Below are 22,934 nucleotides of genomic sequence, written 5' to 3'. Positions count from 1 at the left end.
GGGCAGTTCGCGGGCGAACCGGTCGTCGAGGACGACGACGGCATCCGATGCAATGCTCACTTCACCCAGACTACGGATGTTGTCGCACCTAGACTGAGCCGATGCGACGGCTTGTGATCGCGGCGCTGTCCGCGTTGGCGTTGACGGCAGCGATGGCGTCGGCCCTGGCCGCACCGCGCGCGGTCAATTCCGCATGCGCCGACGGCGAGACCGGCACCACCGACCACTGCGCGCCATTCTGTCTGCCTGGCCGGTACTTCGACTACGCCAACACGGGCCTCTGCTTGCCGGACCCACCACCGCCGCCGCCGAATACCGTTGTGAGGCAATGATTCAACGCCGTGCTGAACCCGTCAGCGGCCCGCCGGCGGCCGCCTGGAGGAGGCAGATGACCGTGCTCGGCATCGGGTCGTCCGACGTGCGGTCCTGATTGGAGTCGATCAGATACGTCATGGCCAGCGGACCCGGTTGCTGACCGGTGTACTGCATCAGCCCCGCCCGGCACCGTTGGTCGGCGACGTCGGCGATGGCGGCATTGACCTCGACGTCGGTGCGCAGATACACCTCGGCGGCGTGCGGCAGTGCGCAGTCGATGACCGACACCGTGACCACGCCCGGATCGCTGGGCGGCGGGTCGGCCAGACAGTCTCCGACATCGAGGTCGATCCACTTCGCGGTGCGCTGGCTCGGCTGCGCGGACGGTTCCGGGGCAGACGTGATGGCAGCGGCCACGGTCGTCCTCGCCGACGTCGTCGACAGCGTGGTCGAATTGTCCGTGCCGCAGGCACACGCCAGTGCCAGCAGGGCAACGCACCCGGCCGGAAAACGCCACGAATCCTTGACGAGCCTCATCGGACGCTGCCAATTGTGCCTCACGCCATGCGAATCAAGGCGGCGACTGGTGCCGCATGCCGCTGGGCGACGACCAGCGCAGCAAGAACGTTCGACCCGCAGCATCGGCACGAAGGCCGGCAGGGCCCCCGAAGTGCTTACCGCTCAATTGAACCCAGAGACCCGCCTGTGGCGGTTCAACGCTGAGCCCACACGCCGTATGGCACGTAGGGGTCGACACCGTAGGGCGTGTAGGGGTTGGCTCCGCCGTAGGCCGATTGCGGGTACACCGGCGCGGGCGCCACGACGTTCGATCCGCTGCCCCCATCCGCCGCCGCCTGGCTTGCCAGTCCGACGGCCAGCGCCGCCAGCGCCCCGGCAACCGCCGCCAGCGCCCCGGCAACCGCGGTGGCATAGGTGATCTTCTTCATGTGAAGCTCCTCCTCGGCGGTCTTCCCGGCCGGCCGTGATGCCGGACGGTTCCATCTATTGGGGAAAACACCCAGGTAGAGCGTCGCCATCCCGGTGGCAGGATCTGTACCGGCGCTGGCAGAAATGCGGCGGGCAATCAATGACTGCCACGCGAATTCCGGGCGATGGGTACGCAGATGAATAGAGCCGCTAATCTCGGAAAGCAGTAGATGAGCTCTGCTCCTCCCCGGCGGTCATCGTCGCCTTCCGGACGGACAGACAATCGTGCAATGAGGAGCAACCTCTTGACCCTCAACACCGTCGCGTTCGAGCTGGTACCCCCGAATGCCGACCTCGGGCCCGAGCGGGCCGTGGAGGAAGCGCGCAAGGTGGTGCGCTTCGCCAAGGAGACCGGCATCGACGACCGGATCGGACACGTGATGATCCCCGGGATGATCGAGGAGGACGACGACCGGCCCATCGAGATGAAGCCCCGGATGGACGTGTTGGACTTCTGGAACGTCATCAAGCCCGAGTTGCCAGGGGTGAACGGGCTCTGCACACAGGTCACGGCCTTCATGGACGAATCGGCGCTGCGGCATCGGCTGACCGATCTGCGCGACGCGGGCTTCGACGGCATCGCGTTCGTCGGCGTGCCACGCACGATGAACGACGGTGAAGGCTCGGGCGTCGCACCTACCGACGCGCTGTCGATCTACAACGAACTGGTGCCCAATCGCGGCGCGATCCTGATACCCACCCGCGATGGCGAGCACGGCCGGTTCAACTTCAAGTGCGATCAGGGCGCCACGTACGGCATGACTCAGTTGCTGTACTCCGATGCGATCGTCGGCTTCCTCACCGAGTTCGCGAAGACCACCGACCACCGCCCCGAGATACTGCTGTCGTTCGGGTTCGTGCCCAAAGTCGAAACGCGGGTCGGCCTGATCAGCTGGCTCATCCAGGACCCCGGCAACGCGGCGGTCGCCGACGAGCAGGCGTTCGTTGCGCAACTGGCGGAGACGGACCCCGCGCAGAAGCGCAAGATGATGATCGAGCTGTACAAGCGGGTCGTCGACGGCGTCGCCGATCTGGGGTTCCCGCTCAGCATCCATCTCGAAGCGGCCTACGGCGCGTCGGCGCCCGCCTTCCAGACGTTCGCGGAGATGCTCGACTACTGGTCACCTGCCACGGGCTGAAAATCGCCCGCCCACCGGATTGCTCAACGTCGCGAATGTCGTTGATATTGCCTATGTTTCGGACAACCTCGACGGCCCTATCGACGGCGTTGCCGAACTGCAAGAGAACCTGTCCAACCCGTCGCTGATTCTGCTCCGCCCAGCGGCGGCTCGTGGATACGTCCGCAGCGCCTGAGGCCCTTTCCCCTGACGGCGCCGCAACACCCCGCCGCCCGTCGCCGGACGGCCAGCGGTCGAATGGATAATTCGTTCGTCTGCTGTAGCGCTACTCCGGCCGTCCGCCGTTCCCGTCCTCGTCTGCCAGGTGTTCGCTGCGCATGTAGCGACGAGTTCTCGAGTAGGCGAGAAATTCCCCATCGGCGTCGAGTTCGATTTCGTATAACGCGAGCATGTCTGCCGACGAGGGGATTCGCCGTTCTTCCACGATTTCGACCTCGACAATTTAGCCGCCCTCGTCTGAAGGCTCAACCGCAGTCATTTGTGCCGGTTCACGTCCGGTGATCTCGCTGAGATATCTAGGAGCAATTCGGGCTGCTTCACGTGCCAGGATCGATTCTCTTGCCATGGTCATCACCTCTAAGCGACTTCGCACCACACCCTACGGCCGTTACCCCGACCGGCTCTACAAGAAACATCGACAGGACAAAAGCCCAGCTCACAGCTAATTGCCAGCGACACTGTCCTAGCGGATGTTGCTCGAACGTTGCGGTCGAAGGAGTGGGCCATGGATAGCGGGGCGTTTGCCGCCGACCCGACTTAGTCGCGGAGGCCCAGTCGGCATAGAATGCACAAATTAGCTGGCTTGGCCCCTGACCTGCGATCCCAGCTAAACGTGAGTTCGGGCGAGTAGATGGCGCCATTTCGTCGATCTCGTCGCGCGCACGGCCGGGCTATCCTTGCCCGAGTGTCCGAGCCGTCCGCCTCCGAGCTTCGAAAGCGCCTCGACGGACTGACAATCCGCGACGCCGCCCGGCTCGGCCGCCGGCTGAAGAATCTGCGCGGTGGGGTCACGCCGGAGAAGCTGGCGCAGATCGCCGAGCAGTTCACCGCCGCCGAGGCGCTGGTCGCCACCCGTCAGGCCGCCGTGCCGACGATCGCCTACCCGGATCTGCCGGTCAGCGACCGGCGTGACGAGATCGCCAGGGCCATCACCGAACACCAGGTGGTGGTCGTCGCCGGTGAGACCGGTTCGGGCAAAACCACCCAGCTGCCGAAGATCTGCCTGGAGATGGGCCGCGGCATCCGCGGCACCATCGGGCACACCCAGCCGCGCCGGCTTGCCGCCCGCACCGTCGGGCAGCGGATCGCCGACGAACTCGGCACCACGCTCGGCGACGCCGTCGGCTACACCGTGCGCTTCACCGACCAGGCCAGCGACCGCACGCTGGTGAAGCTGATGACAGACGGCATCCTGCTCGCCGAGATCCAGCGCGACCGCAGGCTGCTGCGCTACGACACGCTGATCCTCGACGAAGCGCATGAACGCAGCTTGAACATCGACTTCCTGCTCGGGTATCTACGGGAACTGTTGCCGCGGCGACCCGACCTGAAGGTGATCGTCACGTCGGCGACCATCGAACCGGAACGGTTCGCGGCCCACTTCGGCGGCGCGCCGATCGTCGAGGTGTCCGGCCGCACCTATCCCGTCGAAATCCGTTACCGCCCCTTGGAAGTCGTGGTTGCGGCCGACGACGGTGATGACGACCCCGACGACCCCGACCACGAGATCGTCCGCACCGAGATGCGCGACCAGACCGAGGCCATCGTCGACGCGATCCACGAACTGGAGCAAGAGCCGCCAGGCGATGTGCTGGTGTTCTTGTCCGGTGAACGCGAAATCCGGGATACCAGTGATGTATTGCGTGGCGCTGTCGATGAACACACCGAGGTGCTGCCGCTGTACGCCCGGCTGCCCACCGCCGAACAGCAGAGGGTCTTCGCCCCGCACACCGGCCGCCGGGTGGTGCTTGCCACCAACGTCGCCGAGACGTCACTCACCGTGCCGGGTATCCGCTACGTCGTCGACCCCGGTACCGCACGGATCTCGCGCTACAGCCGCAGGACCAAGGTGCAGCGGTTGCCGATCGAGCCGATTTCGCAAGCGTCGGCCGCGCAGCGCGCAGGCCGGTCGGGCCGTGTCGCGCCGGGTGTGTGCATACGCCTGTACTCCGAAGAGGATTTCCGATCACGGCCGCGGTTCACCGATCCCGAGATTCTGCGCACCAATCTCGCCGCGGTGATTCTGCAGATGGCCGCACTGCAACTCGGGCAGATCGAGCAGTTCGGATTCCTGGATCCGCCCGATAAGCGCAGCATCCGCGACGGGGTGCTGCTGCTTCAGGAACTCGGCGCGTTCGACCGCCACGACGCGATCACCGACGTCGGCAGGCGCCTCGCGCGGCTACCGGTCGACCCGCGAATCGGCAGGATGATCGTGCAGGCCGACGCCGAGGGGTGTGTGCGGGAGGTGTTGGTGCTGGCCGCGGCGCTGTCCATCCCCGACCCGCGGGAGCGACCCGCCGACCGCGAGGAGGCCGCGCGGCAGAAGCACGCCCGGTTCGCCGACGAGCGCTCGGACTTCATCTCCTACCTGAACCTGTGGCGCTACCTGCGCGAGCAACGAAAAGAACGGTCCGGCAACGCATTCCGGCGGATGTGTCGCGAGGAGTTCCTGCACTATCTGCGGATCCGCGAGTGGCAGGACCTGGCCGGGCAATTGCGCAGCATCGCCAGGGACATCGGCATCCGCGAAGGGGACGAGGATGCCGATCCCGCGCGTATCCACGCCGCATTGGCCGCAGGTCTGCTCTCGCACATCGGGTTGCGGGAAGGGGAATCGCGCGACTACACAGGTGCCCGCAACACCAGGTTCATGCTGGCGCCAGGATCGGTTCTGAGCAAGCGGCCACCGCGCTGGGTCGTCGTCGCTGAACTGGTGGAAACCAGCAGGCTTTACGGCAGAATCGCGGCGCGCATCGAGCCCGAAGGCATCGAGAAGATCGGCGAGCACCTGGTGCAGCGCAGCTACAGCGAACCGCATTGGGAGGCCGAACGCGGCGCCGTGATGGCCTTCGAACGGGTGACGCTTTACGGCCTGCCGCTGGTGCCGCGGCGCCGCGTCAACTACGCGCAGATCGAACCCGACGTTGCCCGCGAGTTGTTCATCCGGCACGCCCTCGTGGAGGGCGACTGGCAAACCCGGCACCACTTCTTTCGCGACAACGCCCGGCTGCGTGAGGAATTGGAGGACATCGAGGAGCGGGCCCGTCGACGCGATCTGATCGTCGGTGACGACGAGATCTACGCGTTCTACGATGCCCGCGTCCCTGCCGACGTGGTCTCGGCGCGGCACTTCGACGCGTGGTGGAAGAAGCAACGTCACCGCACACCGGATCTGCTGACGTTCACCCGCGACGATCTGCTGCGCGCCGACGACCCAGCGGCCGATCGGCCGGACGCATGGCAGGCGGGTGATCTGTCCCTTCCGGTGAGCTACAAGTTCGAACCGGGGGCCGAGGACGACGGCATCACCGTGCACGTGCCGGTTGAGGTGCTCGCCCGACTCGGCGGCGACGAGTTCGCCTGGCACGTCCCCGCGTTGCGCGAGGAACTCGTCACCGCACTGATCCGTTCGCTACCGAAAGACCTGCGGCGCAACTTCGTTCCCGCGCCCGACACCGCACGCGCGGTGTTGGGCACGCTCGAGCCCGGCACCGAACCGCTGCTGCAATCGCTGCAGCGCGCGTTGCAGCGGTTGTCGGGCGTGCTGGTCCCGATCGATGCCTTCGACTTGGACAAGTTGCCGTCACACCTGCGGGTGACCTTCGCCGTCGAGTCCGACGGCACCGAGGTCGCGCGTGGCAAAGATCTCGCGGTCCTGCAAGACCAGTTGGCCGCGCCGACGCGGCAGGCGGTGGCGGCGACGGTGGCCGCAGGGCTGGAACGGACCGGGTTGCGCGGCTGGCCGGACGACCTCGACGAGTTGCCCCGTGTCATCGAACGCAGGAGCGGGGGCCACACCGTGCGTGGTTACCCCGCATTCGTCGACGCTGGGGCCGCGGTGGACGTGCGCGTGTTCGCGACCGAATCTGAACGGGATGCCGCGATGGGGCCCGGCATGCGACGGCTGCTACGGCTGACGGTGGCCTCACTGGTGAAATCATGTGAACGGCAACTGAACCCGCGTGCGCGCCTACTGCTCGGCTCGAATCCGGACGGGTCATTGACCGCGTTGCTCGACGACTGCGCGGACGCGGCCGCCGCGGTGTTGGCCCCTACCGTCGTGTGGAGTCGTGCGGAGTTCGACACGCTGGCTGGGCGGGTGGCAGGCTCGCTGGCGTCGAGGACGCTGGACATCGTCGGGCGTGTCGAAAAGGTGCTCACCGTGGCCAACGACGTTGAGGTGGCGATACCCGGCCAGCCGTCGCCTGCGCAGGCCGACGCGGTCGCCGACATCCGCGCGCAACTCGACCGCCTGTTGAGCAACGGCTTCGTCACGGCCACCGGCGCAGCGCGACTCGGCGACCTCGCCCGGTACCTGACCGCCATCGGTCGTCGGCTGGAGCGGTTGCCCCGCGACACCGCGGGCGACCGCGATCGGATGCAGCGCGTGCATGCCGTCGAGGATGCCTATGACGAACTGCGGCAAGCGCTTTCACCGTCGCGGTCAGCGGGCGACGACGTATGTGACATCGGCTGGATGATCGAGGAGCTGCGGGTCAGCCTGTGGGCGCAGCAGCTCGGCACCGCGCGGCCGGTCAGCGAGCAGCGGATCTACCGGGCGATTGCCGCGATCACACCCTGATTATCCGAACCGCAATGCGGCCGAATCGAGCCCGTCGACGCCGCGGTGTGCGAAGCCGGTCCAATTGCGGCGCATCGTCTCGGCGAGTCGGGCGTCGACGGGCCTGCCACCGAGCATCGGAGCGTCAGCCCATGCCGCTACGTCGAACAGCAACGGCAACTCGATGCAGTGACACGCCCCCATCCGTGACGGCGCCCAGTCCACGCGGAACGTCGCACTGCGGCCGCCGTGCTTGCGCCACAGTCGCGCCAGCCGACGCGCGGGCCTGCCGAAAGCGCGCCGTGTCATCGCGACCGAGGCGGCGCGTTCTGCGATACGGCCAAGGGGGCCATACCGTTTCAGTCGCGCAATGCGCCGGTCCATGGCGACGAATGGCGCGCCGTCGCGGCGGGTGTAGCCGATGAGCAAGTCGATGCGCTGGGCCGCGTCCGCCAGTCGCGCTCCGGCCTGCGACTCAGGTGGCAGCGGATCCAGTCCCATGATCGGACCGAACGGCATGCCGCTGACCAGACCGAATCGCGCGGCGGCCGCCGCGGCCGCGGTCTGGGCGTCCAGCACTTCCCCCGTGCTGACCGCTGCCGCCGCCGCGCGCATCGCCGCTGTCATCGCGTCGCGGCCGGCGAGCACCCCCAGTGGCGCGCTCTGCATGATCGCGCGGTGAAACAATCCCGGCGTCTGGTCACACAGCATCAGCGAGTACACCGAGTCCGCGCCTGCGGACTGACCGAAGACCGTCACTCGATCGGGATCACCGCCGAAGGCCGCGATGTTCTCGCGCAGCCATTGCAGCGCCAGGATCTGGTCGCGCAGGCCGAGATTGTCGGGTCCGCTGGGACTCAGATAGCCGAGCACACCCAGTCGGTAGCTGACCCTGACCACGACGACGCGACCATCCCGTGCGAGCGCGTCGGCGTCGTATTTCGGCGCTTCACCACTGCCGGACACGTACGCGCCGCCGTGGAACCAGACCATGACGGGTAACCGGTCCGCATCGCTTGGCGCGGTGACCGAGAGAACCTGGCAGTCTTCGCTCTGGGCCAGGCCGTTGACGACAGGTCCGGTCACCCACTCCAACCGCGAGGACATCTGCGGGCAGGCCGGACCTCGGCTCCTCGCGTCGAGGACATCGGACCACGAAGCGATGGGCTGCGGCGCCGCGAAACGGGCCGCTCGTGCGTAGCGAACGCCGCGGGCATGCAGCAGGGTGCCGTCGTCTGATGCCAGCAGCGGTCCTGCGGGAGGATCGAGGCGTCGAGACTGCACATCGTCAACCGTAGCGTCACAGATCCAAGACGAGGTCTGTGCGCGGCGTTGTGGTGCACACCAGCACCGAGCCTTCGGCCGGTTCGTCCAGCGGGGGCTCGCGATAGTCGGCGGTGCCCTCGATCACCGCGGTCACGCAGGTGTGGCAGACGCCGCTGCGACAGGAGTACCGCGTCGGCACGTCGCATGCCTCAGCCAGTTCCAGCAGCGTGTGGAAACGCGGTGACCACTGCACGGTGAGTCCGCTGCGGGCGAAGGTGATTCGCGGACCTGCCCCGGGTGGGCCGCCGGGTGGATGCGGGCGAATCGGGGGAGGGTCGCCGACGACACCGGGATTGATCGGCGGCAGCGCGCCGAACAATTCGCTGTGGATGTGCTGCGAACCCAATCCCGCGGCCACCAGGGCGGCGCGGATGTCGGCCATGAAGGCCGCGGGACCGCACAGGTACGCGGTCGCATCGGTGGGCAATCCCAGCGCCGCGATCGATCGCCGATCCAGCCGCCCGGGCGCGTCACCGCCCCGGGTGTAGAACACGTACGGGTGCGCGTCAGGCAGCGCATCGAGCAGCGCCGCGACCTCGTCAGCGAATGCGTACGTCGCTTCGCTCTGTGTCGTATGCAGCCACCAGATCTGTCGGGTGCTCTTCGCGGCCGCCAACGCATGAGCCATCGCCATCACCGGTGTGATGCCGACGCCTGCGGACACCAACACGACGGGGCCACTGCCCTCGACGAGGTAGAAGTCGCCCCTCGGCGCCGCGCACTGGAAGACCAGGCCCGCCGTGGCATGGGTATGCAGCCACCGGCTGACCTGTCCGTGCTCTTCGCGTTTGACGCTTATGCGGTAGTACTGCGCGCCTGGCGGCCCGGACAACGAATAACTGCGCATCGGTGCCGGATCGCCCGCGTCGGGAAGCTTCACCGTGAGGTACTGCCCGGGAAGTGCAGCGGGCAGCGCGCCGCCGTCGTCAGGTTCCAGTCGGATGGACAGCACCGCCGGGCTCTCGTGATGTGTGGCGGCCACCCGCAGCGGCCGAAATCCCGGCCATCCGGCTTGTGTTGGGGCGCTGGACTTCTCATCCTCGGCGAGCATGTCGTGAAAAGATTGCCGCCAGCCCGGGCTGAGGGCGGGCACGTCGACGGCCTTGCTTAGCAGGGCCGTGTCGCGGCCCGACAAGTACAAAAGTGCGTCGACGTCGGCGACGCTGAGCTCATGTGGGCCCCGGCGTGTCAGCACGATATCGTCGCCCGATTGCACGGTGCCCTCGGCGATGACCCTGAAGTAGAACCCTGGTCGATGTTGAGAGACAAGAAGATTCGGCATCTCCGGCACGCCGAGACGCATGCCCACACGGAAGCAGGTCACGCGGGGTTGGGTGACCTCGAACTCGGCATCGCCGATCCGGTATCGGTCGCCGATGCAGACGTCATGATCGGCCATGCCGGTGACGGTGAAGTTCTCTCCGAAGTTGCCGGGCACCAGGTCGTCGCGGCCAAGGTAGTCGCGCCAGTAGTCGTACGACTCGGTCTGGTAGACCATCACCGCCCGTTGCTCGCCGCCGTGACCGGCGAGATCGCCCTGGCCGTCTCCGTCGACGTTGAGCCTGCGCACCATCACGGGTCCGTCGACCGGGGCCTTCCAGATTCCGGTGCGGACCGTCTTACCGTTCCACGACACGTCTTTCGGCATACCGACGTTCACGGAAACCAGCCTGGCAGTCATGCTGCCTCCTCAGGTCAGCGGTTGGTTCCTCAACGTAACACCGATGGGCGGACACGGAACTGACAGGAATGGGCCAGCTGGCCCATAATCGCGTCATCGGCGGGTAGCCTGACGCCGTGGCGTGTGCCGACGACCAACCGGTGACAGCGAAGGGCAGGTCCACTCGCGAACGAATCGTGAGGTCCGCCGCTGAGCTGATCCTCGCCGACGGCCTGTCATCGCTGAGCATGGCCAACGTGCGCAAGGCGGCCTCGGTCAGTGGGTCTCAGCTGGCGCACTACTTCACGGACAAGCAGGCGTTGATTCGTGCGGTGATCAATCGACAGGCGGAGGTCGTGCTGACCTTTCACCGGCAGCCCAAACTCGGTGGCCTGCAGTCGTTCGACGATTTCGAGCGCTGGATCGACCTGAACATGCGCTATCTCAAGCAGATTGGCTACGAAGGCACGCCGACCTACCACGCGTTGGCCGGACAGCTGATGAAGTCTGATGCGCAGACGCGCGAGACCCTCGCGGCCGGTTACCGGCGGTGGGTGGAACTGCTCGAGGAGGCTGTTGCCGGCATGCGGCGGCGCGGACTGCTGGTCGCCGACGCCGATCCGCACCAGTTGGCATTGGTCATCGTCACCGCTCATCAGGGTGGGGGCACACTCGCATTCGCATACCGCCAGGAGTGGCCGCACGCCGATGCGGTCCGGTACGCGGTCAACTATTTGAGGACGTTCGCCGAGGACCCGGCGGAGCGGTTGCCGCGCCCGCCGCGCCGTCCACGTGCCCGCCGCAGGCCGAGGTAGGCTCGGCCCGCAAAACGAGTTGTGTGTGCCGAAGGTGGCGAGACCGTGACCGACGACGGCTCTACCCGGTTCACCCGCAAAGGGCGAGCGGTACGTCAACGCATCGTCGACGCCACCGCCGAGTTGATGTTCGAGCACGGCGTCGAGGGCACCAGCCTGGAGGCGATACGCGCCGCGGCGGGCGTCAGTGGTTCGCAATTGGGCCATTATTTCGGTAACAAGCGCGACCTGACTCGTCAGGTGATCGCCGCGCGCCGCGACGACACGCTGCGATTCCACGCGCAACCCAGCCTCGGATCCCTTGACAATCTGGATGCGCTGCAGGCCTGGGCGGACGCATGTGTGGCCGATGCCGAGAAGGTGTACCGCCGCGGCGGATGCTTCTTCGGCTCGCTGGTCGGCGAACTGCTGGAAGCCGACGACCAGATCCATGACGACTTCGCCGGGTGTTATGACCAGTGGATCGCGCTGTTCCGTGCCGGGCTGACGGCCATGCGCGACCGCGGCGATCTCCGCGAGGATGCCGACCCACGCCACCTCGCCGTCGCGCTGGTCATCGCGCACCAGGGCGGCGCGATGCTCACCCATGCCAGCGACAGCGTCGAACCGATGCGCGTTGCGGTCAATGCCGCGGTCGACTACGTGCGCGGCTTCGCGCCGAAGCGCCGGCGCTGATCTGACAGCGTTCTGACAGTGGGACGAGCCTGGACATCTGTGGGCACAGGGGCAGAATAGTGGGTTATATAGCCCAATTCGAGAGGATGTAACCATGGGACTCGCGTGGCAACAGGGACCATTGGCCACCGCGGCGGTCGGGCATTTCCTGACTCCACAGCCGATGCCGGAGCGGCTTTTGTACGCAGAGCCGCTGCGCCGCCGGATGCGCGTCAAGTTCGGTGACCAGTTCGTCGCGGACAGCAAGGACGTCGTACTGCTCCATGAACCGGGGCGCTATCCGGTGGCCTACTTCCCGAGAGCCGATATCCAGCAGGGCGTGTTGACCTCAGAGGACCGAGTGACCCCACACCGGGACCTCGGCGACACTCACTGGTTCACGGTTCGCGTTGAGGGACATCAGGCGACTCACGCGGCGTGGGAGTTCGACTCGCTGCCGGAGCATGCCGGCGTCCTCGCCGACCGGGTGGCGTTTGCATGGCGGGCAATGGATGCGTTCTACGAAGAAGACGAGCGCATCGTCGGACATGCCGCCGACTTCTACCACCGCATCGACATCCGTTCCACCTCACGCCATCTCGTGGTCCGGGACGGCGACCAGGTCGTCGCCGACACTCATCGACCGCTCGCCCTCTACGAATCCGGCTTCGCGCCGCGGTGGTATGTCCCGCGTGAGGATGTGAACGAATCCGCACTTGTCCTCGTCGAGGGTCAGACGTTTTGTCCCTACAAGGGACTGGCCAGTTATTACACCGTGGGCGCCCACCAACGCGCCGCTTGGTCATACGTCGAAGCGTGGCCCGAGGTGGCGCGCGTGACCAACCTGCTGTCGTTCGAACCCGACAAGATCGACGTCTTCCTCGACGGTGAACAATTGCACCTCGAACCGGGCCAGAACGTGGTGCCACACGGCGTCGACCGCGGTCTCGACGTCGACGAGATTCTGCAGAAGGTGTGAGGCCGAGATGCAGGCTTCACTGGAAGTCGTCATCCTCCCTGTCACGGATCCTGACCGGTCACTGGCCTTCTACCGAGACAAGGTTGGCTTCGGCCTCGACGTCGACTACGCGCCGGCCCCAAACTTCCGGGTCATCCAGTTGACACCCAAAGGGTCGGCCACCTCGATTCAATTCGGCGTCGGACTGACCGATGCGCCCGCAGGTTCGATGCGGGGCCTTTACCTGGTGGTGCCCGACGTCGACGCGGTGCGACGTGAACTCGGCGAGCGGGGCGTCGATGTCGGCGAGATCCGGCACAAGGACACCCACGACGGCCAATGGCAGGGCGGGTACAGTCCCGGCCTCGATCCGGACAGGACCGACTACGCCACCTTCGCCGAATTCCGCGATCCCGACGGCAACGGATGGGTACTTCAGGAAGTCGGCCACCGATGACCGCGGCACCGACGGTGTTGGTGTTCGACGTCAACGAGACGTTGATCGAACTCGACGCCATCGCACCGGTTTTCGAGCAAATCTTCGGTGACGCGCGAATGGTGCGGACGTGGTTCGGTCAGCTCGTGACGTATTCGATGACCGCCGCCGTCTCCGAAAATTACCTCGACTTCTTCACACTCGGCCAGGGCGTGCTGCGGATGCTCGGCGAAGTCCACGGCAAAGCGATCACCGAGGCAGACCTGGCCGGTATCAGGCGCGCGATGCTCACCATGCCTGCGCATCCCGACGTCGCCGAGGGACTGGAGTTATTGCGCGACAACGGGTTTCGGCTGGTGACGCTGACCAACTCGCCACCCGTTCCGGACGGGCCCAGCCCGCTGCAAAACGCCGGACTCGGCGGCTACTTCGAGCGCCAGTTCAGCGTCGACGCCTGCCGCACATTCAAGCCGGCAAGGCACGTCTACGACCATGTGTGCCACGAGCTACGGGTTGCGCCGGAGGATTGCATGATGGTCGCCGCGCATGTGTGGGATCTCATCGGGGCGCAGAGCGCGGGCTTCGCTGGGGCATTGATCACCCGCCCCGGCAACGCGCCGCTACGGCTCGACGGACTTCCGCAGCCGACGTATGTGGCGAACGATCTACCCGCGCTCGCGCGGCAATTGGCTAGGGGTGCAGCCGCAAGCCCGCCGTGACCTTGTCGACGGTCTTGCGGTCGGCGCGAATCGCGATGCCTGCCAGATCGAGTTCGTCGCGGCGTACCGCCGCCACTGCCGCACGGTTCGCCTCGTCGTCGCCGGTGGAAAACAATTCCGCGGTGAACACCGTCGGCACCACGCCGCGCGACAACGCCCGTTCGAGCGTGCGGACCAGGCGTCCGGCGTCGGCGGTGAACACCATCACCGGCTGCCCGAACATCGGCGAGTATCGGGTACCGTCCGCATCGGCGTAGTTCTCGCCGATGGCCTCCGGCGCGGTGGCCGCCACCCCGCTGGCCGAGAATGCGGTCATGTTCAGCTTCTGCCACACCGCCAGGTCGTCACGAATGACGACGGCGATCTTGGTGATGAGCGCCGGACCGATCAGTTGAGCAGTCATAGCGCAGAAAGCTAGGCGGTTGAAGCGTTGATCGGCGCGTTTGCCGAATATAATTCGGCTGATCGACGTCAGGAGCGCCGGTGGACGAACTTGATTCGGCGATTGTCGCCGCGTTGCAAGGCGATGGTCGGCGCAGCAATCGCGACCTCGCCACCATGCTCGGCGTCGCGCCGTCGACGGCACTCGAACGGGTTCGCGCTTTGCGGTCGCGGGGGGTGATCACCGGCATCCACGCCAGCACCGACATGGCCAAGATGGGCAGACCGGTGAAAGGTATGGTCACCGTCCGGCTTCGCCCGCAGTCGCGTGAGATCGTCCAGGGCTTCCGTGATTTCGTGATCGGCCTGCCGGAGACGCTGCAGGTGTTCGTCACGACCGGTCCCGAGGATCTGCTGATCCTGGTGGCCGTCGAGTCCACCGAGGCGCTCCGCGACTTTGTGCTGGACTCACTGACGAAGCGGCGGGAAGTGGCGGGGGTGCGGACCGAAGTGGTGTTCGACCATCTGCAGAATCACGTCGTCGGTCCGGCCTGAAACCGGTTCGATACTGCCAACCCGCGATCAATTCCTGCCAGCGGAATTAAAGTGTTGAGCTCGTGGTTTAACCGGTCAGACCGGCCAATCCAGTTACAAAATCGGCCGGCAACACAGACAGAAGAAGGCATCGAAATGAAGAAGTTCGGATTCGCCGCCATGATCGCCAGCGGATTGGCTGCGGCGGTCCTCGGGTTGGCAGGCCCGGCACAGGCGGACGCCATCCACCACGACTGGATCTACGACATCCAGCCGCAGGTGTCCGTACCGCACGTCGACACGAGCGTGCACCAGAGCCGCTGATCAACGAATTCTGGAAGAGGGGCATCCCGCTGCGGGTGCCCCTCTTGCTATGTCAGCGTGTCGGCATGGAAACCCGTCACGTCGTGATCGCCGGCCTCGGCGACAGCGGCGTCCTCACCGCCATCCGATTGGCCCGGCACGCCGACGTTGTCGGAATATCGGCCAAACCGGCGTTGGTCAGCGGCCAGGAACTCGGCTGGCGGCTGTCGCGGCCACACGACTGGGCGCGCGCCAATTGGATCCCGTTCGACAAGTTTCGCGGGCTCGACCGGGTGCGGACCGTGCACGGCACGCTCACCGGACTCGATGTGGCCGCGCGCAAAGTCGTTGTGCGCCACGACGATGGCTCCACCTCGGCCGAGGCGTACGACGTATTGATCATCTCCACCGGTGTGAGCAACGGGTTCTGGCGCAGGCCGCATTTCCAGTCCGCCGACGAGGTGGCCGCCGACCTTCGCGCCGCCCACCAGCGGCTCGCCGAGGCGGATTCGGTGATCGTGGTCGGCGGCGGGGCCGCCGCGATCAGCAGCGCGGTCAACATCGCCAGGACGTGGCCCGGCACGCGGGTCGACCTCTACTTCCCGAAAGATCGCGCGCTCGTCGACCACCACCCACGCGCGTGGGAGCGAGTGAAGCGCAGGCTCGATCAGGCCGCAGTGGTGTCGCATCCCGGGCATCGCGCGGTGATACCCGAGGGCTTCGCGTGCGATCGGATCAGCAGCGACCCGGTGCAGTGGAGCACCGGGCAGCCACCGGCGTCGGCCGACGCCGTGGTGTGGGCGATCGGCCGGGTACGGCCCAACACCGACTGGCTGCCTCCCGACATGCTGGACGAAGACGGCTTCGTCCGCGTCACCCCGGAACTGCGGGTGCCCGGGTACCCGGATGTGTTCGCGGTCGGCGATGTCGCGGCGACGGACCCGCTGCGCACCTCCGCCAGAAACCGGGCCGACGCGTTGCTCGCCCACAATGTCCGCGCGTCGTTCGCCGGCAAGCCGATGCGCAGTTATCGCCCGCCGAAGCGGCGATGGGGTTCGGTGGTCGGGATCCAACCCGACGGGCTCGAGGTCTTCGCGCCGAACGGTCGCGCGTTCACGTTCCCGGCATGGTCGTTCGAGCGGGTACTGATGCCGCTCATCGTCCGCTGGGGCATCTACCGGGGTGTGCGGGAAAACCGTCCACTGGACTGATTGCTGCCAACCGGCGATCAATTACTGCCACCGGAATTAAAGCTTTGACCTGTGTGTTTGATCAATCAGACCGGTTGAAGACCAAAGAAGAACACACAGAAGAGGGCACCACAATGAAGAAGTTTGGATTTGCCACAGTCATCGCAAGCGGGCTGACCGCCGCGGTCCTCGGCTTCGCGGGAGCCGCCCAAGCCGACGTCGGTCATCACGAGTGGGTGCACGACATCCAGCAGAAGGCCACCGTCGGCAGCACCACCCCGAGCTTCGGCAACGGCCGCTGACCCCCGCAAGCAAGAGGGGTGCCCCTATGGGGTGCCCCTCTTGTCATGTTCTGGGGCTAATCGCGGACGATGACCGAGATGTAGCCGATCGGAATGCCGGTATGCGCGGCGATGTACTTGCGCGCGGTGACCTCGACCGCGACCCGGTGGCTGGTGCGCGTCACCCCGCCGATCTCGGGGACGCGGATGACCCAGCCGGTGACTTCGGGGCTGACCTCGATCTCAAAGCATTGACCTGCGGTCAGTCCCGGCACCCTGCGAATGAAACGGCCACTGCGGGCGGGCTGTGCGGAAACGCTCCGTGAGGCGAACTGCGTGGGCATGCTCTCTCCTGGGCGACGAGGAACCGCGGGAAAGCGTACTGCCTGACGGCGTCAAGGCCTAATCTGTGAGCGCCGGATGAGGCATTTCGACTGAGTCTGTATGGTCGTGGGGTTCACTGAAGAAGGGTCAGCGCGGCCGGGGTGACGTTACGTAAGGACGTGATAACCGATGCGCGCCCCGCACTACCCGCAGGACAACCCCGCTGTCGCTCGCGTGCCTGGACTGGGCCGGCTATCGGTGCTGCTGGTGGAGGACGACAGGGCCGACGCTCTTTTGGTCGAGGAACTGATTGCCGACGCCGCAGTCGACATCGACTTCGCATGGGCGCCATCGGTTTCCGAGGCGCAACGATCGCTGGTGCGCAAGCGCCCCGACTGTGTGCTGCTTGACCTGAACTTGCCCGACGCCAACGGCATCGACGCCCTCGAGCGTGTGAGCAAGAGCGATCCAGCCATCCCGATCGTGGTGCTGACCGGGCTGAACGACGAGCATTTCGGTGTCTCTGCGGTCGCATCGGGCGCGCAGGACTATCTGGTCAAGGGCCGGGTCGATCCAGAAACGCTTCGGCGCTCGCTGTTGTATGCGATCGAGCGCAAGCGCGCCGAACTGACCGCGGTCGAACTGCATGCCAGCCAGTTGCGCGCCGGGGAGAACGCCCGGCTCGAGCGCGGCCTCCAACCTTCGCCACTACTGCTCGACGATCCTGGCGTCGACGTCATAGCCCGGTACCGCGCGAGCCGGGCGTATGCCCTTCTCGGCGGCGACTTCTTCGACGTCGTACAGACACCGGACCGGACGGTGCATGTCATGGTCGGTGACGTCGCCGGGCACGGGCCGGACGAAGCCGCGCTGGGGGTGGCCTTGCGCATCGGCTGGCGCGCACTGACATTCGCCGGGCTGCGGGGCAACGAGCGGATGCATCAACTGGAACGGATTCTGCTGACCGAACGTCCGGCGAAGGGCATCTTCGCCACGCTGTTGAGTTTGGCCTTCGCCCCCGACAGCCGGCGGTTCGACGCGGTCCGCGCGGGGCATCCCGGCATGTTGATGCACGGCAACGGTGATGTGAAGTGGATCGAACCGGCTGCGGGCCCCGCGCTGGGTCTTGGTGCACGCGAGTGGCCGGTCAACGAGCACGAACTGCCGGAGGGCCACGGCCTGCTGTTGCTCACCGACGGCTTGTTCGAGGGCCATTCCGGTCGAGGCAACGAACGTCTCGGAGAGGACGGCCTGCTCGAATTGGCCCGCTCACTCGCTGCGCTGCCGGGCGCCGCCTTCGTTGACGCGCTCATCGGCGAGGTCGAGGCACGGGCGCGGACGCACGGCGGGCACACCGACGACATCGCGGTGGTTCGTGTCGAGCGGACGCCGCGATGACGGCACCCGAGGGCGCCCGCCGGTTGACTGTGCAGGGCTGGCAGAACCTCGTGCTGTCGGTCATGGGTGCGGTCGTGCTCGCCGGAGCGATCGCAGGCGGCATCCTGCTGCACCGCACCGACGACGTCTCCGCCGAGTTGGTCGACAACATTCAGCCGGCGCGGGTGGCGGCTTATCAGTTGCAGGCGGCGCTGCGCGATCAGGAGACCGCGCTGCGCGGATACGCGATCGCGGCAGACCGTCAGTTCCTCGACCCCTACTTCGCGGGGCAACGCGCCGAACAAGCGGCCGCCGACGCCATCCGCGCCCGGATGGGATATCACCGTGAAGCGGTCGACGACCTCGATGCCATCGAAGAGGCGGCCGCAGACTGGCGAAGAAACTATGCCGACCCGCTGATCGCCAGCGTCACGCCGGGCAGGCCGTCGGTGGTGGACAACGTCACTGCGGAGCGTGGTAAGGCCGAATTCGACCGGCTGCGAGCACTGTTCGACACCCAGAACCAGAACTTGGCCGCGGCGCGGCAAGCAGGTGTCGACGAGCTGCAGACCGCGCGCGACTGGCGCAACGTGGTGCTCATCGGGGTGATCGTCACGTTATTCGTGATGACAGTGCTGCTTGCCGTACTGGTGCGAGGCGTGGTCACCCGACCGCTGGCTGCGCTGGCCGCGGCGTGCCAACGCATCACTGAAGGTAATTTCGGCGAACGCATTGTTCCACGCGGCCCCAAGGACATTCGAGGCATCGCGGCCGACGTCGAGGACATGCGGCAGCGCATCGTCGAAGAACTCGACGCGTCGAGGTCGGCGAGCGAGGCGCTCGACGAGCAGACCGTGGAATTGCGACGCTCGAACGCGGAACTTGAGCAGTTCGCCTACGTCGCATCCCACGATCTACAGGAGCCGTTGCGCAAGGTGACCTCGTTTTGTCAGCTGCTCGAGAAGCGTTACGGCGACAAGCTGGACGAGCGGGGCATCGAGTACATCGGTTTCGCTGTCGACGGCGCCAAGCGCATGCAGGTACTGATCAACGATCTGCTCACCTTCTCGAGGGTGGGCCGGCTCAACGCCACCTCCACCGAAGTCGACCTGAACGCCACCCTGTCCGTGGCCCTCGGCAACCTGTCCACCGCCATCGACGAGTCCGGCGCCGAGATCATTACGCCCGCAACGGGTTTGCCACTCGTCGAAGGCGACCCCACGCTGTTGGCGATGGTGTGGCAGAACCTGATCGGAAATGCGGTCAAATTCCGCCGGGAAGGGGTGGCGCCGAAGGTCGTCGTGGAGTGCGAGCAACGGGTCCGCGACGGCGAGGTCGACTGGATCTTCACGGTGTCGGACAACGGCATCGGCATCCCGCAGGAGTTCGCCGACAAGGTCTTCGTGATCTTCCAGCGCCTGCACGGCCGTGATGCATACAGTGGCACGGGCATCGGACTTGCCCTGTGCAAGAAGATCGTCGAACACCACGGCGGAAACATCTGGATCGACTCCTCGTACACCGGGGGCACGCGCTTTCAATTCACCTTGCCCGTTCAATCGAAGGCCGAACCGGAGCAGAAGCCGGCGGCCATGCTGGAAGGAGCTTCCGAATGACGTCACAACGCGACGACGGTCGAGCGATCGACGTGCTACTTGTCGAAGACGATCCTGGCGACGAACTGATCACTCGGGAAGCGTTCGAGCACAACAAGATCAAGAACACCCTGCACGTCGCGCATGACGGCGAGGAGGGGCTGGACTTCCTCTACCAACGTGGTCCGTACACCGACGCCCCGCGTCCCGATCTGATCCTGCTCGATTTGAACCTGCCCAAATACGACGGCAGGCAGCTACTCGAGAAGATCAAATCCGATCCGGACCTCTGCCATATTCCCGTCGTGGTGCTCACCACGTCATCGGCGGAAGAGGACATCTTGCGCAGCTACAAGCTGCACGCCAACGCCTACGTGACCAAACCCGTCGACCTCGACCAGTTCATGAGCGCGGTCCGGCAGATCGACGAGTTCTTCGTTCAGGTGGTGCGGCTGCCCCAGTTCTAGCGCGCCGCGTCGACCCCGGTCCATTCCAGGCACACTCGGGTGCCTGTCGGCGACGTGTCGACTGTGGCCTGGTCGGCGAGCGCCTGCATGAGCGGGATTCCGCGGCCCCGCTTGAGTTCCCGGGCGCCGGGATCGCGGTCACGCCACGCGCCTCGGTCTGCAACCGTGACTGTCAGCGTGGCTGCATTCTCGTCGTACTGAGCCTGCACCTGCATCACGCCGGGTTCGTCGGCGGTCGCGTAGGCGTACTCCGCGGCGTTGGCCATCGCTTCGTTGACGGCGAGCACCACATCACAGGCCTTCGACGCGTCGAGCACGAAGTGCGAGTGCAACCACTCAGAGAATTCCCGTCGGATGGCCGCAGCGGTCGAAGGGTCAGCACGGGCGTCGCTATACGCGAACTGTGATCTGTTACAAAGCGTTCCGGAAGATGACATCTCGGCCTGCTGGCTACCCCGTTCGCGGCCTTGTTATGCCGCCAACGCGGCAAGGGCTTCGTCGAGTGTGGCATGCAGCCCGACAACGTCGGCGACCCCGACGAGTTTGAGCGGGCGACTGGTGGCGGGCCCGTCGGCGACGACCGCGAAGTGCACGGACTCGGGCAGTTCGTCGCGCGCGGCGACGAGGATGCCCATGCCTGCCGAGGCGAGAAATTCGACGGCACTGAGATCGACGACGACGCCATGCGGCGTATCTTCGGCCGCGGCGGCGATCGCTTCCTCGAGTTGCGAAGCGGTGAGCATGTCGACCACCCCTGCTACGGACAGCACCTCGACCGCATCGATGCGCTTGCGCGCGATGGTGCACTGACTAGCTGCAGATTGGCTCGACACGTTTTACCTCCAACATGACTGAAACCGTCGGCCATTTGCGCGTGGTCCGGCGGCTACCTCCCCATTAACCGTTTCCCCGATCTTTAAACATTCACCGGTGTCCGGGCAAACTCCGCGGAGATCCGGTCGAGCAGCGCCGGGTAACGGTTCGCTTCCCGGTGTCTGCCCGGTTTGCCGCTGCTGATGACGCCGACGGCCAGCCCCCGCTCCCTGTCGGCCCACACCGCAATGTCCACCAGCCCGGTGTGGCCGAAAGCGGCGGGCGCATTGCGCCCGAACGGGCCGAACCGGTTCGAGCCGAGCATGTACCCGGTGCCCCAACGCAGGGGCATCAACCCGGTAGCGATGTCGGGCCGCAGCCTGCGGCACTCCCTGGTCGCCGCCAGCAGGGTGTCAACACTCATGACCCGCACTCCGTCGAGTTCGCCGCCGCGACGCAGGATTTCGGCGAAGCGGGACAGCTCGTCGGCGGTCGACACGGTATTGGACGACGGCACTACCCCTGTGAGGAACTGGCGGGTGTTCGAATACGGGATGATCTGGTGCATCGTGCCCCCGACTGCGGTGCGAAACGCCGCCGCGATCGGCGCCGGGAGCGGCCTGCCCGTCGGGTGGCTCGGGGCGACCAGTGGGACATCGGCGTCGGCAACGCCGTAGTTCGTCCACCGGAAGCCGAGCGGATCGAGGATCTCGTCGGCCAGCACCTCGCGAATGTTCTTGCCGGTGGCGGCGGAAACGATTTCACGCACCAACGGGCCCCAGGTCAGCGCGTGGTACATGTGCACGAGGCCCGGACGGTAGATCGGCTTCAGGTTGCCCAGCATCTCCCTGGCGTACTCGCTGTCGTCCATGCGCTTGAGGTCCGGTCGAGGTCCCGTCGCGAACGGCACGCCAGCGCTGTGCGTCAGCACGTGCCGGATCGTGGTCCGATCCTTGCCGTGGCTCGTGTAGCTGGGCAGGTAGTCGCACACCCGGTCGTCGAGGGACAGCGCGCCGCGCTCGGCCAGCATGTGCACAACGGTCGTCGTGATCGCCTTGGCCGCGGAATACACGCAGAACGGGGTTTGGGTTGTGACAGCTACCTTTTCGGCGTCCAGCGGATCACCGGGCCCGTTGCCCCAGCCGTGCCCGATCGCGCGGTTGAGCACCACCCTGCCGTTGTGCCGAAGGCAGAGTTGGATCGCGGGATGCATGCCTGCGCGATACCAGTGCCGCGCAGCCTGCCAGATGCGTTCGACGGACGCGGGATCGACCGCCGAGTGGTCTTCCTCACCGATGTCGGTGACCGCGTCCAGGTCGGCGGGAACGCGAATCCGTCCGTCTTCTGTCATGCATTTGTCCTGTGCAGCGTTGCCATCAGATGATCCTGCAGCGGCTGGCCGACCGCGCCCATGCGGACCGTGTAGGTCAGCTGGTCACGGTCGATGCGTATCGAGCGGCTCATTGCGGTCACTTCTTTGGCCGACGCGGTGCGGCCGATCGCCGTCGCGGTCAACTCCAACGCCAAGATCGTGGTCTCGGTGCACAGCGTGCCCTCCTCGATCTCCGTGACGCCGGTCGGGTGTGCCAGCATCAGTTCGACCCGATCAGGCGACGGGGAGCGCAGGTATCCGGTCTCCGCGTGCAACGGCCTCCCGTCTTCGATAGCACTCGTGCGTTGCCGATAGATCAGGAATGGCTTGCCGACGTGGGTGAAGGTCACTTCCTCGAGATAGCCGAACGATTCGATCGTCGGGTAAACACCGTCGCCGCGCCCCGACCAGGTGCCCAACAACGGCGCCAGGGCAGCGATGCCCGCATGCAGATCGGCCACGCCGTCAGAGTACGGAATAGCAGGCAGGGGATCGCGGGTTGGCG

At 66.1% G+C, this 22,934-nt stretch carries 26 protein-coding genes; 15 read left to right on the top strand and 11 right to left on the bottom strand.

Annotation, left to right across the window (positions count from 1 at the left end; genetic code table 11):
- Window positions 1–101: 101 nt before the first annotated feature.
- Window positions 102–332, top strand: a complete 231-nt coding sequence (locus tag ACGFK1_RS22445) for a hypothetical protein (RefSeq protein WP_393434331.1) — start codon at window positions 102–104, stop codon at window positions 330–332.
- 1 nt (window position 333) lies between these two features.
- On the opposite strand, the gene ACGFK1_RS22440 is transcribed toward ACGFK1_RS22445, so the two are convergent.
- Both ACGFK1_RS22440 and ACGFK1_RS22435 read right to left on the bottom strand, forming a co-directional pair.
- On the bottom strand, window positions 334–852 hold the full coding sequence (locus ACGFK1_RS22440) for a hypothetical protein (RefSeq protein WP_393434328.1): 519 nt from the start codon (window positions 850–852) through the stop codon (window positions 334–336).
- A gap of 176 nt (window positions 853–1,028) precedes the next feature.
- A complete protein-coding gene (locus tag ACGFK1_RS22435; protein ID WP_393434325.1) occupies window positions 1,029–1,262 on the bottom strand; it encodes a hypothetical protein in 234 nt (77 codons plus the stop codon).
- 285 nt (window positions 1,263–1,547) lie between these two features.
- Between ACGFK1_RS22435 and ACGFK1_RS22430 the strand changes: the two genes are divergently transcribed.
- Window positions 1,548–2,441 (top strand): mycobacterial-type methylenetetrahydrofolate reductase, encoded by an 894-nt coding sequence (locus ACGFK1_RS22430; RefSeq protein WP_393434729.1) that lies wholly within the window; start codon window positions 1,548–1,550, stop codon window positions 2,439–2,441.
- Between the two features lie 265 nt (window positions 2,442–2,706).
- Here the strand turns inward: ACGFK1_RS22430 and gvpO are convergent, their stop codons facing one another.
- The gene (gene gvpO / locus ACGFK1_RS22425) at window positions 2,707–2,868 is read right to left on the bottom strand and encodes a gas vesicle protein GvpO (protein ID WP_393434726.1); all 162 of its coding nucleotides are present in this window, start codon (window positions 2,866–2,868) and stop codon (window positions 2,707–2,709) included.
- Between the two features lie 477 nt (window positions 2,869–3,345).
- Here gvpO and hrpA point away from each other — a divergent pair, with 477 nt between their 5' ends.
- Window positions 3,346–7,245 (top strand): ATP-dependent RNA helicase HrpA, encoded by a 3,900-nt coding sequence (gene hrpA / locus ACGFK1_RS22420; RefSeq protein ID WP_393434322.1) that lies wholly within the window; start codon window positions 3,346–3,348, stop codon window positions 7,243–7,245.
- Here the strand turns inward: hrpA and ACGFK1_RS22415 are convergent, their stop codons facing one another.
- Window positions 7,246–8,508 (bottom strand): carboxylesterase family protein, encoded by a 1,263-nt coding sequence (locus tag ACGFK1_RS22415; RefSeq protein WP_393434319.1) that lies wholly within the window; start codon window positions 8,506–8,508, stop codon window positions 7,246–7,248.
- Window positions 8,509–8,524: 16 nt separating this feature from the next.
- Window positions 8,525–10,231, bottom strand: a complete 1,707-nt coding sequence (locus tag ACGFK1_RS22410; protein ID WP_393434316.1) for an MOSC domain-containing protein — start codon at window positions 10,229–10,231, stop codon at window positions 8,525–8,527.
- Between the two features lie 116 nt (window positions 10,232–10,347).
- On the opposite strand from ACGFK1_RS22410, the gene ACGFK1_RS22405 reads away from it, so the two are divergent.
- The 5 genes from ACGFK1_RS22405 (at window position 10,348) to ACGFK1_RS22385 (ending at window position 13,792) form a co-directional block, all read left to right on the top strand.
- A complete protein-coding gene (locus ACGFK1_RS22405; RefSeq protein ID WP_393434313.1) occupies window positions 10,348–11,025 on the top strand; it encodes a TetR/AcrR family transcriptional regulator in 678 nt (225 codons plus the stop codon).
- Between the two features lie 45 nt (window positions 11,026–11,070).
- Window positions 11,071–11,700, top strand: coding sequence for a TetR/AcrR family transcriptional regulator (locus ACGFK1_RS22400; RefSeq protein WP_393434310.1), 630 nt, complete (start codon window positions 11,071–11,073; stop codon window positions 11,698–11,700).
- Between the two features lie 94 nt (window positions 11,701–11,794).
- Complete coding sequence (locus ACGFK1_RS22395; RefSeq protein WP_393434307.1) at window positions 11,795–12,658, top strand: DUF427 domain-containing protein; 864 nt, start codon at window positions 11,795–11,797, stop codon at window positions 12,656–12,658.
- 7 nt (window positions 12,659–12,665) lie between these two features.
- Window positions 12,666–13,094: a VOC family protein gene (locus tag ACGFK1_RS22390; RefSeq protein ID WP_393434304.1), complete on the top strand. Its 429-nt coding sequence runs from the start codon at window positions 12,666–12,668 to the stop codon at window positions 13,092–13,094.
- On the top strand, window positions 13,091–13,792 hold the full coding sequence (locus ACGFK1_RS22385) for a haloacid dehalogenase type II (protein WP_393434301.1): 702 nt from the start codon (window positions 13,091–13,093) through the stop codon (window positions 13,790–13,792). The genes ACGFK1_RS22390 and ACGFK1_RS22385 overlap by 4 nt, the downstream gene beginning before the upstream one ends.
- Here the strand turns inward: ACGFK1_RS22385 and ACGFK1_RS22380 are convergent.
- Window positions 13,764–14,195 carry a DUF2000 family protein gene (locus tag ACGFK1_RS22380; RefSeq protein WP_393434299.1) on the bottom strand — a complete coding sequence of 144 codons (432 nt, stop codon included), beginning with the start codon at window positions 14,193–14,195 and terminating at the stop codon, window positions 13,764–13,766. The genes ACGFK1_RS22385 and ACGFK1_RS22380 overlap by 29 nt on opposite strands.
- Before the next feature lie 80 nt (window positions 14,196–14,275).
- On the opposite strand from ACGFK1_RS22380, the gene ACGFK1_RS22375 reads away from it, so the two are divergent.
- The 4 genes from ACGFK1_RS22375 to ACGFK1_RS22360 all read left to right on the top strand — a co-directional run bounded on the left by ACGFK1_RS22375 (window position 14,276) and on the right by ACGFK1_RS22360 (window position 16,502).
- Window positions 14,276–14,728: an Lrp/AsnC family transcriptional regulator gene (locus ACGFK1_RS22375; protein WP_393434296.1), complete on the top strand. Its 453-nt coding sequence runs from the start codon at window positions 14,276–14,278 to the stop codon at window positions 14,726–14,728.
- A 135-nt stretch (window positions 14,729–14,863) separates the two neighbouring features.
- On the top strand, window positions 14,864–15,031 hold the full coding sequence (locus ACGFK1_RS22370) for a hypothetical protein (protein WP_393434293.1): 168 nt from the start codon (window positions 14,864–14,866) through the stop codon (window positions 15,029–15,031).
- Between the two features lie 65 nt (window positions 15,032–15,096).
- Complete coding sequence (locus tag ACGFK1_RS22365) at window positions 15,097–16,221, top strand: FAD-dependent oxidoreductase (RefSeq protein ID WP_393434290.1); 1,125 nt, start codon at window positions 15,097–15,099, stop codon at window positions 16,219–16,221.
- A gap of 113 nt (window positions 16,222–16,334) precedes the next feature.
- On the top strand, window positions 16,335–16,502 hold the full coding sequence (locus ACGFK1_RS22360) for a hypothetical protein (protein ID WP_393434287.1): 168 nt from the start codon (window positions 16,335–16,337) through the stop codon (window positions 16,500–16,502).
- A 56-nt stretch (window positions 16,503–16,558) separates the two neighbouring features.
- On the opposite strand, the gene ACGFK1_RS22355 is transcribed toward ACGFK1_RS22360, so the two are convergent.
- On the bottom strand, window positions 16,559–16,825 hold the full coding sequence (locus ACGFK1_RS22355; protein WP_393434284.1) for a long chain fatty acid-CoA synthetase: 267 nt from the start codon (window positions 16,823–16,825) through the stop codon (window positions 16,559–16,561).
- Window positions 16,826–16,994: 169 nt separating this feature from the next.
- Between ACGFK1_RS22355 and ACGFK1_RS22350 the strand changes: the two genes are divergently transcribed.
- From ACGFK1_RS22350 to ACGFK1_RS22340, 3 genes are read left to right on the top strand one after another with little or no spacing between them, the layout of a single operon-like run.
- On the top strand, window positions 16,995–18,203 hold the full coding sequence (locus ACGFK1_RS22350; protein WP_393434281.1) for a PP2C family protein-serine/threonine phosphatase: 1,209 nt from the start codon (window positions 16,995–16,997) through the stop codon (window positions 18,201–18,203).
- Window positions 18,200–19,798, top strand: coding sequence for an ATP-binding protein (locus tag ACGFK1_RS22345; RefSeq protein WP_393434278.1), 1,599 nt, complete (start codon window positions 18,200–18,202; stop codon window positions 19,796–19,798). The genes ACGFK1_RS22350 and ACGFK1_RS22345 overlap by 4 nt, the downstream gene beginning before the upstream one ends.
- On the top strand, window positions 19,795–20,244 hold the full coding sequence (locus ACGFK1_RS22340) for a response regulator (protein ID WP_393434275.1): 450 nt from the start codon (window positions 19,795–19,797) through the stop codon (window positions 20,242–20,244). Before ACGFK1_RS22345 ends, ACGFK1_RS22340 begins: the two co-directional genes overlap by 4 nt.
- Here the strand turns inward: ACGFK1_RS22340 and ACGFK1_RS22335 are convergent.
- From ACGFK1_RS22335 to ACGFK1_RS22320, 4 genes are all read right to left on the bottom strand, one after another.
- Window positions 20,241–20,681: an ATP-binding protein gene (locus ACGFK1_RS22335; RefSeq protein ID WP_393434273.1), complete on the bottom strand. Its 441-nt coding sequence runs from the start codon at window positions 20,679–20,681 to the stop codon at window positions 20,241–20,243. The two genes, ACGFK1_RS22340 and ACGFK1_RS22335, sit on opposite strands and share 4 nt — an antisense overlap.
- 33 nt (window positions 20,682–20,714) lie before the next feature.
- Entirely contained in the window at window positions 20,715–21,077 is a 363-nt protein-coding gene (locus ACGFK1_RS22330; RefSeq protein WP_393434271.1) for an STAS domain-containing protein, read from the bottom strand.
- A gap of 83 nt (window positions 21,078–21,160) precedes the next feature.
- Window positions 21,161–22,408 carry a lipase LipE gene (gene lipE, locus ACGFK1_RS22325; RefSeq protein ID WP_393434268.1) on the bottom strand — a complete coding sequence of 416 codons (1,248 nt, stop codon included), beginning with the start codon at window positions 22,406–22,408 and terminating at the stop codon, window positions 21,161–21,163.
- On the bottom strand, window positions 22,405–22,890 hold the full coding sequence (locus ACGFK1_RS22320; RefSeq protein WP_393434265.1) for a peroxynitrite isomerase: 486 nt from the start codon (window positions 22,888–22,890) through the stop codon (window positions 22,405–22,407). The genes lipE and ACGFK1_RS22320 overlap by 4 nt, the downstream gene beginning before the upstream one ends.
- Between the last annotated feature and the right edge of the window lie 44 nt (window positions 22,891–22,934).

Source organism: Mycobacterium sp. NPDC048908, from assembly GCF_043197955.1.
Lineage (GTDB): Bacteria > Actinomycetota > Actinomycetes > Mycobacteriales > Mycobacteriaceae > Mycobacterium.
This window is presented reverse-complemented; position numbering and strand designations above follow the sequence as displayed.